The organism is Streptomyces sp. NPDC049813 (assembly GCF_044465085.1).
Classification (GTDB): Bacteria; Actinomycetota; Actinomycetes; order Streptomycetales; family Streptomycetaceae; genus Streptomyces.
This window is the reverse complement of record NZ_JBITLI010000009.1, coordinates 294,405-304,050: the sequence shown is the minus strand read 5'-3', so window position 1 is coordinate 304,050 and position 9,646 is coordinate 294,405. Positions and strand designations below refer to the sequence as shown.

Annotated in this window: 10 protein-coding genes; 8 read left to right on the top strand and 2 right to left on the bottom strand. The window is 71.7% G+C overall.

The annotated features are described in order from the left end of the window. The first annotated feature begins 123 nt into the window (after window positions 1-123). The 8 genes from ACIBW6_RS20635 (at window position 124) to ACIBW6_RS20600 (ending at window position 7,217) form a co-directional block, all read left to right on the top strand. Complete coding sequence (locus ACIBW6_RS20635; RefSeq protein WP_399061512.1) at window positions 124-768, top strand: HAD family hydrolase; 645 nt, start codon at window positions 124-126, stop codon at window positions 766-768. Between the two features lie 150 nt (window positions 769-918). Then, on the top strand, window positions 919-2,121 hold the full coding sequence (locus tag ACIBW6_RS20630; protein WP_399061547.1) for an MFS transporter: 1,203 nt from the start codon (window positions 919-921) through the stop codon (window positions 2,119-2,121). Beyond that, the gene (locus tag ACIBW6_RS20625) at window positions 2,072-3,247 is read left to right on the top strand and encodes an acetoin utilization protein AcuC (RefSeq protein ID WP_399061510.1); all 1,176 of its coding nucleotides are present in this window, start codon (window positions 2,072-2,074) and stop codon (window positions 3,245-3,247) included. The genes ACIBW6_RS20630 and ACIBW6_RS20625 overlap by 50 nt, the downstream gene beginning before the upstream one ends. 154 nt (window positions 3,248-3,401) lie before the next feature. Further along, window positions 3,402-4,217: a phosphatase gene (locus ACIBW6_RS20620; RefSeq protein WP_399061508.1), complete on the top strand. Its 816-nt coding sequence runs from the start codon at window positions 3,402-3,404 to the stop codon at window positions 4,215-4,217. Between the two features lie 129 nt (window positions 4,218-4,346). Beyond that, on the top strand, window positions 4,347-4,559 hold the full coding sequence (locus ACIBW6_RS20615) for a helix-turn-helix domain-containing protein (RefSeq protein ID WP_356491727.1): 213 nt from the start codon (window positions 4,347-4,349) through the stop codon (window positions 4,557-4,559). Between the two features lie 171 nt (window positions 4,560-4,730). Continuing rightward, on the top strand, window positions 4,731-4,829 hold the full coding sequence (locus ACIBW6_RS20610; protein ID WP_003948845.1) for a 30S ribosomal protein bS22: 99 nt from the start codon (window positions 4,731-4,733) through the stop codon (window positions 4,827-4,829). 256 nt (window positions 4,830-5,085) lie between these two features. Further along, the gene (locus ACIBW6_RS20605) at window positions 5,086-6,159 is read left to right on the top strand and encodes an NAD-dependent epimerase/dehydratase family protein (RefSeq protein ID WP_399061506.1); all 1,074 of its coding nucleotides are present in this window, start codon (window positions 5,086-5,088) and stop codon (window positions 6,157-6,159) included. Window positions 6,160-6,173: 14 nt separating this feature from the next. Next, complete coding sequence (locus ACIBW6_RS20600; protein ID WP_399061504.1) at window positions 6,174-7,217, top strand: lysophospholipid acyltransferase family protein; 1,044 nt, start codon at window positions 6,174-6,176, stop codon at window positions 7,215-7,217. Between the two features lie 134 nt (window positions 7,218-7,351). On the opposite strand, the gene ACIBW6_RS20595 is transcribed toward ACIBW6_RS20600, so the two are convergent. Next, a complete protein-coding gene (locus tag ACIBW6_RS20595; RefSeq protein WP_399061502.1) occupies window positions 7,352-8,572 on the bottom strand; it encodes a DUF5667 domain-containing protein in 1,221 nt (406 codons plus the stop codon). A 250-nt stretch (window positions 8,573-8,822) separates the two neighbouring features. Then, a complete protein-coding gene (locus ACIBW6_RS20590; protein WP_399061500.1) occupies window positions 8,823-9,629 on the bottom strand; it encodes an ECF subfamily RNA polymerase sigma factor, BldN family in 807 nt (268 codons plus the stop codon). Window positions 9,630-9,646 lie beyond the last annotated feature (17 nt).

The window sequence follows — 9,646 nt, the reverse complement described above, 5'->3', positions numbered from 1 at the left end:
CTCACAGCGCCGATGGTACTGCAGGGGGGACCCTGTGGGAGAGTAGGACGCCGCCGAACTCATTGTAGAGAAAACCCCTGTCCGGGTTACCGGACGGGGGTTTTCTGCGTTTAGGGTCGGGTTATGCGCTATGAACTCGTCATCTTCGACAATGACGGTGTCCTCGTCGACAGCGAGCCGATCTCCAACACCTTGCTCGCCGGCTACCTCACCGAACTTGGACACCCGACCTCGTACGAGGACTCCCTGCGCGACTACATGGGCGCCGCCATGCACCGCGTACACGACCTCGTGCTGGAGCGGACCGGTGAACGGCTGCCCGCGGACTTCGACGACGTGTTCGATGGCCGGGTCTTCGCCGCCTTCGAACGGGAACTGAAGCCCGTGCCGGGCGTCGTCGACGTACTGGAGCAGCTGACCGCCGACGCGGTGCCGTACTGCGTCGCCTCCTCCGGCAGCCACGAGCGGATTCGCGTCGGGCACCGCACCACCGGGCTGGACCGGTTCTTCGGGCCCGGCCGCGTCTTCAGCTCACAGGACGTGGGGCGCGGCAAGCCCGCCCCCGACCTGTTCCTGCACGCCGCCGACCGCATGGGCGTGGCCCCCGAGAAGTGCGTCGTCATCGAGGACAGCCCGCTTGGTGTGCAGGCCGCCAGGGCCGCCGGGATGGACGTGTACGGGTTCACCGCGATGACGCCCGCCGACCGGCTCAGCGGGACGAACCGACTCTTCGGGGACATGCGTGAGTTGCCCGGCCTGCTCGGGTGAGAGGCGCAGGCGCGCAGCCGCATGAATTGACCGGGTGATCCATCTACCCACCGGTATCCCTGGGGCATACGCTGTGCCGCCATGACCGAGGGCACGGGTGGCGCGAGCGGCGCGGACGGCGGAGCCGAGGCGCACGGCATATCAGGGGCGATGCGCCGGGGCAGGCGATCGCTGGGGTTCGGCTTCTTCGCGCAGGGAGTGGCGTTCGCCCTCCTGGTGACGCGCATTCCCGCCATCCAGGACCAGTACGGGATCTCTGACGGGCTGCTGCCCGTGTTCCTGGCCGCCGTGCCCGTCCTGGCCGGGGCCGGGAGCGTGGCGACCGAGCAGCTGGTGAAGCGGGTGCGGCCCAGCCGGGTGCTGCGCTGGTCCCAGCCGGTCGTGCTCCTTGCGCTCCTCGGCGTGGGCGCGGGAGAGACGCTGTGGCAGGTGGCGGTGGCGCTCGGCGCCTTCGGACTGGCCGTCGGCGCCCTCGACGCCTCCATGAACATGCTCGGGGTGAGCCTGCAACGCGCGTACGGGCGCAGCATCATGCTCGGTTTCCACGCCGTGTACAGCCTCGGCGGGATCGTCGGCGCCTCGCTCGCCTGGGCCGGGGCCCACTGGGACCTGTCGCTGTTCGTGCTGTACCTGCCGGTCGTCGCCGTGCTGCTGCCCTGCGCGCTGATGGGCAGCCGCTGGTACGTCGACGGCGGCGCGGCGGCGGTCGAGGAGGAGGTCCGGGAGCAGGCGGGCGGACTCGTCTTCAAGATGCTGCTGCCGCTGTGCCTGGTGATGACCTTCGCGTACATCGGGGACTCGACGGTCTCCAACTGGAGCGCCAAGTACCTGCAGGACGTCCTGGGCAGCTCCGAGCAGCTGTCGACCGTCCCGTACAACGTCTACATGGTGATGACCCTGGTCGGGCGGGCCGTGGGGGACGTGGGGGTGCGGCGGTTCGGGGCGGTGCTCGTGGTGCGGCTGGGGACGGTGGTGGCCGCCGCGGGGTTCGCGGTCGTGGCGGTGGCGCCCGGGCCGTGGGTCGGCATGCTCGGCTTCACGCTGCTCGGGCTCGGGCTGTGCGTGATCGTGCCGCAGACGTTCGCCGCGGCGGGACGGATGTTCCCCGGCGCCTCCGACGCGGCGGTCGCGCGGCTCAACATCTTCAACTACGTCGGTTTTCTGGTGGGTTCGCCGCTGGTGGGCGCTCTGGGCGACGCGTGGAGCTACCGCGGGGCGATGCTCGTACCGATGGTGCTGGTCCTGGTGACGCTGGTGTACGCCCCGTCGTTTGGCACGGGAGCGGACCGATACGGTGGAAAGCATGAGCGGCCGCGCGCAGTTGATGTGGGACCCGGCGGTGACGGGGTATGACTTCGGACCCGGGCATCCGATGGACCCGGTCAGGCTGGACCTGACCCGGCGTCTCGTCGGCGCCTTCGGGCTCGACCGGGACGTGGAGGTCGTCGCGGCCAAGGCGGCGGGTGAGTCGACGCTGCGGCTCGTGCATCGCCAGGACTACGTGGAGGCGGTCAAGGCCGCGTCCGCCGATCCGGCCGCCGCCGACCAGGCGTACGGGCTCGGGACCGTCGACGATCCCGCGTTCGCCGGGATGCACGAGGTGTCGGCGCTGATCGCCGGGCAGTCCGTGGGCGCCGCCGAGGCCGTGTGGCGGGGCCAGGCCCTGCACGCCGTGAACTTCGCGGGCGGGCTGCACCACGCGATGCCGGGGGCCGCGTCCGGGTTCTGCGTGTACAACGACGCGGCGCTGGCCGTCGCCCGCCTCCTGGAGCTGGGCGCCGAGCGGGTCGCGTACGTGGACGTGGACGTGCACCACGGGGACGGGGTGCAGGCCGCGTTCTGGGAGGACCCGCGCGTGCTCACCATCTCCCTGCACGAGCATCCGCGGACCCTCTTCCCGCAGACCGGATGGCCCGAGGAGACCGGGGCGGCGGGTCCCGCCGAGGGCACGGCGGTCAATGTCGCGCTGCCGGCGGGGACCGGGGACGCGGGGTGGCTGCGGGCCTTCCACGCCGTCGTGCCGGAGCTGCTGGCCGAATTCCGGCCGCAGGTCCTGGTCACCCAGCACGGGGCCGACACGCACTTCGAGGACCCGCTCGCGCACCTCGCGGTCTCGCTCGACGCGCAGCGGGCCGTGCAGGTCGCCTGCCACGAGCTGGCCCACGAGCACACCGACGGGCGGTGGGTGGCCCTGGGCGGCGGCGGGTACGCGGTCGTCGACGTGGTGCCGCGCTCCTGGACGCACCTGGTGGCCGTCGCGGCCGGCCGGGAGATCGCGCCGGAGACGCTGACCCCGGACGGCTGGAAGCAGGAAGTGTACGCACGGACCCGGCAGTTGGCGCCGGGCCGGATGACCGACGGGCGCCGGCCCGTCGCGTACCGGGCCTGGGAGGCGGGGTACGACCCGGCGGACCGGCTCGACCAGGCGATCCTCGCGACCCGCAAGGCCGCCTTCCCGCTGCGGGGGCTGCTGCCGTAGCGGGCGGGGCCGCTGCCCTGACCGGGGGCGAGGGGCGCGGCCGCTAGCAGGCTCCGGGCGCGGGGGCGCGCAAGTCGGCCGGTGATTACTCCAAGTGTGGGGTGTTCGGACGTTTTGCGGGCATCCTGGCGGTCAATGCACCAGCATCGCAGGCGTGTTGAGCACCGGCACCCTGCGTGCGCATCTGTTGGCGGCTCGGCTTGCCGGGCCTGTGGCGACGTCCCGTGAGGAGAGTCTGCGCAGTTACCGGCTCTTCGAGGCGAGGGACCCGCGTGTGCTCCTCGGACTCGACCCGCAGTGGGCCTGGGGGCAGCGGGAGCTGCTCGCGCTGATGGCCGACAGGTGCGGGGTGTCGGGCGATCCGCGGCACACCACGGGGTTCGACGTCATCGATCCGGAAAGGACCCTGGAGGCACTCGATGCCTTCGGCGACCGGCTGGGCAGAGCCGCCCACGCCCGTTCCCCGGTACTCTTCGGAACCGGTCATCCGCACCGGCTGCTCGGCTTCTACGCCGCGCTCGCGGACGCGTTGTCGGCGCTGGGATGTCCTGTCCTCACCCCGGCGCAGGGTCACAGTGTCGACATAACGACCCGGTTCGGTCTACGTACCTACCACCTCGACTACGTACGAGGGGTCGCGCTGGTCCGTGAACCGGGACCGGTCTCCGCGGCCGGCGAAGGGGGCGTGCACAGCCACTCGCCCCTCCCGGTTCGTACCGCCCTGGCGGCCTGCGCCCAGGACGGCGGGCCCCTTCCGCACCTCGTGGTGGGGGACCACGGATGGGTCTGCGGTGCAGGTCAGTTGGGGTTCGACGCCATCGGTCTGGCGGATACGGACGATCCCGCGCTGTTCGTCGGTGAGGCCGAGGGGCAGGTGTCCCTCGTCGTTCCGCTTGATGACGCTGTGCGGTCTGATTACTACCGGCCGCTTACTCGCTATGTACTCAATCGAGCGTGTCTGTCACAGTAGGCGGCCGATCGCTGCTCCTCTTCCCCACTCGCACCACACGCCCCTAGTCTGGGGAGTGAGCACGCAACGACGTTGAGTCACCGGAAGGGGAAGCCGGTGGCCGTCGAGTGCGGAAGGTTCAGGTGTGTCATGGCTGCTGCTGAGAGTAGGCCTCTGAACGAGGTGCAGTTCCTGACCGTCGCGGAAGTCGCTTCGGTCATGCGCGTCTCCAAGATGACCGTGTACCGGCTGGTGCACAGCGGTCATCTGCCCGCGATCCGGGTGGGGCGGAGCTTCCGCGTCCCCGAGCAAGCGGTTCACGAGTACCTCCGCGAGTCCTACGTGGGGGTGGAAACGGGCTGATCGACGCGGACCGGAGGCTCCCGCGGGAGCTTCCGGGACCCTCGATTTCAAGCTCGGCGCTCAGGCGGGGTACGCTGGCCCTCCGTAGGTCGTGTGGGCCCCAATGCAGCCCCGCACCGAGTGATTGTCCCCGCACAGCGGGGGTTGTCCGAGAAGTGAGCGAGGGTAGTCGTGGGCTCTGTCATTAAGAAGCGGCGCAAGCGGATGGCGAAGAAGAAGCACCGCAAGCTGCTGAAGCGCACGCGTGTGCAGCGTCGCAACAAGAAGTAAGCGACCGCTGGCGAACAGCGCGGTCTGCGGCCCTCCCACCGACCGGTGGGAGGGCCGCAGTGCGTTTCGGACAGAGTTCCCGCAGGCACTCGTCCCCGGAGCACCGGGCGGTGCAGGCTCTGCCTGTACGCATCTGTGGCTGTCGTCACTTCGTGCCTCGCGCGGTCATCACGGCGCAACAGCGAACCGCTAACGTGAGCCGCGACACGGGGACCGTGACGCGCGGCGGGGCTGGGACGGAAGGTAGGCGCTGATCTTGGGCAAGGTCGTGCTCGTGACCGGGGTGGCCCGGCAGCTGGGGGGCCGCTTCGTACGGCGGATCCAGCGGGACCCGGAGGTGGACCGGGTGATCGGCGTGGACGTCGTGCCGCCCGCGCACCACCTGGGCGGCGCGGACTTCCTCCAGGCCGACATCCGGCAGCCTGCCATCGCCCGGGTGCTCGCCGAGCATTCCGTCGACACGGTGGTGCACCTGGACGTCACGGGGATGCCGCTGGCCACCGGCGGCCGGGGCTCCGTGAAGGAGACCAACGTCATCGGCACGATGCAGCTCCTCGGCGCGTGCCAGAAGGCGCCCAGCGTGCGGCGGCTCGTCGTGAAGTCGAGTACGAACGTGTACGGGTCCGCCCCGCGCGACCCGGCCGTCTTCACCGAGACGACGCCGCCCAAGTCGCTGCCGAGCGGCGGCTTCGCCAAGGACACCGTCGAGGTCGAGGGGTACGTGCGGGGCTTCGCCCGGCGCCGGCCGGACGTCGCGGTGTGCGTGCTGCGGTTCGCCAACATCCTGGGCCCCACGGCCGATTCCCCGCTCGCCGCGTACTTCTCGCTGCCCGTCCTGCCGACCGTCCTCGGCTACGACCCGCGGCTGCAGTTCGTGCACGAGGACGACGTGACCGAGGTGCTGCGGATCGCGTCGCACGAGGCGCGGCGCTCCACGCTCAACAGCGGCACCTTCAACATCGCGGGGGACGGCGTCCTGCTGCTCTCGCAGTGCTCGCGGCGGCTGGGCCGGCCCACCGTCCCGCTGCTGCTGCCCGCCGTGACCTGGGTGGGCAGCGCCCTGCGTACGCTGGGTGCGACGGACTTCTCGCCCGAGCAGATCAGGCTGCTCACCCACGGGCGGATGGTGTCGACGGCCCAGATGCGCGAGACGCTCGGCTTCCGGCCCCGGTACACGACCGCGGAGACCTTCGCGGAGTTCGCCCGCGGCCGGGGCCCCGGGCTGCTGCCACCGCGGGCCGTGGCGGGAGCCGTGGACAGGGTCGCCTCGCTGCCCTTCCTGGGCGGCGGCCGCACACCCGGCCACCCCCCGACGCAGAGCGCCAACTGAGGAGCGCGTGAACGATGGCGGACGCCAAGGTCATTCCGTTCGATGACGACAGGTCGCGGGGGGCCACCGGAAAAGGGGCCGCGCGCCGCCGGGGCCAGGGCGGCGGCGGGCGCCGCTCCGGCGAGCCGGGCGCCGCGCGGGAGGTGCCGCGGCTGCCGGTGCAGCAGCCCGTGCCGGAGCCCGGAGCGGGCGAGGCGCAGGCGGAGGCCGGGGAGCGGCCGGGCTGGGAGCGGCGGGTGGCCGGCGGCCTCGCGTTCCTGCGGCGGCGGCTGACCGGGGAGTACGAGGTCGACGAGTTCGGCTACGACGAGGAGCTCACCGACCAGGTCCTGATGTCGCTGCTGCGGCCGGTCGCGGAGAAGTACTTCCGCGTCGAGGTGAAGGGCGTGGAGAACATCCCGGCGCAGGGCGGGGCGCTGATCGTCTCCAACCACTCCGGGACGCTGCCCCTGGACGGGCTGATGCTCCAGGTCGCCGTGCACGACAACCATCCGGCCGGGCGCCATCTGCGGCTGCTCGCGGCGGACCTGGTCTTCATGCTGCCGGTCGTCAACGAGCTGGCGCGCAAGGCCGGGCACACCCTGGCCTGCGCGGAGGACGCGCAGCGGCTCCTTGAGGGCGGTGAGCTGGTCGGGGTGATGCCCGAGGGGTTCAAGGGCCTCGGGAAGCCGTTCGGCGAGCGGTACAAGCTGCAGCGGTTCGGGCGGGGCGGGTTCGTGTCGACCGCGCTGCGCGCCGGGACGCCGATCGTGCCGTGCTCGATCGTCGGCGCGGAGGAGATCTACCCGATGGTCGGGAACGCGAAGACGCTGGCGCGCGTGCTGGGCTTCCCGTACTTCCCGATCACGCCCACGTTCCCCTGGCTCGGGCCGCTCGGTGCGGTGCCGCTGCCGACGAAGTGGACCATCCAGTTCGGGGAGCCGATCCCGACCGACGGGTATCCGCCGGAGGCGGCCGAGGACCCGATGCTGATGTTCAACCTGACCGACCACGTCAGGGAACAGATACAGCACACGCTGTACAAGCTGCTGGTGCAGCGGCGGTCGGTGTTCTTCTGAGCAGGTGGGGCTCGGGGTGACCCGGGTCCCACCTGCTACTTGGCCCGGGGTGACCCGGGTCCCACCTGCTACTTGGCCCGGGGTGACCCGGGTCCCACCTGCTACTTGCCCCGGGGTGACCCGGGTCCCACCTGCTACCCGGCGTCCTCGCTGTCGATGCCCAGGCCGGGGAGGAGGCCCGGCAGGAGCGGGGGCAGCGTCACGTCCGGCTTGGCCGGGCCCGAGCTGTCGGACCCGTCGTCCGACGGCGTCGGGGTCGACTCGTCCGCCGGCGGCTCCAGGATGCCGCCGGTGGTCTCGCCGAGGAGGCCGTCGTCCTTGCGGCTGCCGGAGCTGGACGGCTTCGGCTTGGTGGAGCCGCTACCGCGGTGCTCGCTCTGGGCCGAGCCGGACGGCGTCGAGCGCTCGGTGCCGGCGGTGCCCGGCGCGGAACCGCTGGTCCGGCCGGTGCCCGGGGTGCCGCCGCCGGGAGCGGGCGGCTGCGGCAGCAGCGAACGCAGCGGAGCGACCTCCTCGTCCATGGCGTCGAAGACCGAACTGACCTGGTCCCGCACGTCCCCCAGCTGGACCGGCAGCCGGTCGCGCAGGGCGCTCCAGCTCCGCCGGTGGGACTGGGTGAACGCGGACAGCGTCTGGATCGGGCCGAGCGAACCGTCCCGCTTGTAGGCCTCGCTGAGCAGCCGGTGGCCCTCGGACGCGTCGTACCGCATGCCGGAGAGCGCCCGTCTCACCTCGCCCAGGGACTCGTGGTCGAGGGGGCCGCCGCGGTCGCGCTCCATCAGCCGCCGCGCCTCGTTCAGCCGTGTCGAGGCCTGGTCGAGGTAGAGCGTGCCGCGGTCGGAGTCGCTGTCGGCGAGACCGAGCTTGAGGTCCTCCATGCCGCGCTTGAGGCCGTAGAGGTTGTCACCGGGCAGCGCGTCGGAGCTGGCCGCGGCCACCCCGCCGAAGGCTCCCGCGGCGACGCCGACCGTGAGCCCGCCCGCGGCGATGCCCTTGGACAGGCGCGAACGCGGCCGCAACTTCCGCAGCGAAGTGGCCCGGTGGGCCCCCTTCGCCCGGGACCGCTGCTCCGGCACGGACGCGCCCAGGGCGCCCTCCTGGAGCATGGTCTCCATGGCGGCGACGAGCTGAGCCCGCTGCACCACTTTGACCTCGGGGTCCATGGTCGGTCTTGGCAGCTCGCCGAGGCTGGAGGCCAGGGACAGGAGACTGTCCCGGTCGGTCTGATCGGCCCGGTCGCTCTGCAGCGCGGCCGGTTCTTCCGGCTGCTGCGCCGCCGGGTCCCGGTCGGACTGGTCTTCCAGGGCCTCGGCGAAGGCGTTCGCCCGCCGGTGTGCCGATACGTTGGCGATCACTGGCGGCACCTCCTCTCGTCATGACGGTCGACTCCCACGTGGTCGACTCCCCAAGGGGTCCTGAGGGTTGCACGCCCTGACGGCCCGCCACACGATCGAGTGAGCGGAGCCGGTCCAGGAGTGACCACAGGGAGCCTGCATCCCGCACAACGAGCGGCGCGGCACTTGGGTTACGGACGAAAGATGATCCGACCGCGATCACATCTCGCCCTCACAGAAGGTGAGTTGGGAACCGCGGACGGTGAGGGGGTCAGCGGGCGTCGTCCGGGAGGAGCCGGGCGAGCGTGCGCACGGCCCGGTACTGGAGGGTCTTGATCGCGCCCTCGTTCTTGCCCATCACGCGTGCGGTCTCGGCGACCGACAGTCCTTGCAGGAAGCGCAGCGTGACGCACTCCTGCTGCTGCGGATTGAGCCGGCGGACGGCTTCGAGCAGTGCGGCGTTCGACAGGGATTCGAGGACCGAGTCCTCGGGGGACCGCTCCACCTCGTTGGCGTCGAGCATCTCGCCGGTGGTGACTTCGAGGCGGAAGCGGCTCGACTTGAAGTGGTCGGCGACCAGATTGCGCGCGATCGTGACCAGCCAGGCGCCGAAGTCGCGGCCCTGCCAGGTGAAGGTGCCGATGCGGCGCAGGGCGCGCAGGAAGGTCTCGCTGGTGAGGTCCTCGGCCGTCGCCTTCCCGCCGACGCGGTAGTAGATGTACCGGTAGACGGTGTCGCTGTACTGGTCGTAGAGGCGGCCGAAGGCGTCGGCCTCGCCGGACTGGGCGCGCTCGACCAGCTCCATCATGCGGGCGCTGTCGCTGTCCGCCGCGGGGCGGCGGGCAGGGGTGGACGACGGCCCCGCCGACGTCCCGGAGGCGCCGGCGGCGCCGGACCGGGTCCGTCTGCCGACGGTGGCGGCACCGGACTCGGCCATGGCGAAGCACGGGCCGGCGGGTGCGGCGACGGCGAGCGCGGGGACGGCGTACGCGGTGGGGACGAAGCCGCGCAAGCGGTCGATGACCGTTGCGCGCAGCGTAGCCAGGCCCGAGGCGTCAACCCCGACGTGTTGAAACACGGGACTCCCAGAGGCAG

Coding starts and splice junctions, on each gene's coding strand:
- ACIBW6_RS20615 (WP_356491727.1), top strand. CDS start 4,347: ATGGCTGCTGCTGAGAGTAGGCCTCTGAACGAGGTGCAGTTCCTGACC.
- ACIBW6_RS20630 (WP_399061547.1), top strand. CDS start 919: ATGCGCCGGGGCAGGCGATCGCTGGGGTTCGGCTTCTTCGCGCAGGGA.
- ACIBW6_RS20625 (WP_399061510.1), top strand. CDS start 2,072: ATGAGCGGCCGCGCGCAGTTGATGTGGGACCCGGCGGTGACGGGGTAT.
- ACIBW6_RS20600 (WP_399061504.1), top strand. CDS start 6,174: ATGGCGGACGCCAAGGTCATTCCGTTCGATGACGACAGGTCGCGGGGG.
- ACIBW6_RS20635 (WP_399061512.1), top strand. CDS start 124: ATGCGCTATGAACTCGTCATCTTCGACAATGACGGTGTCCTCGTCGAC.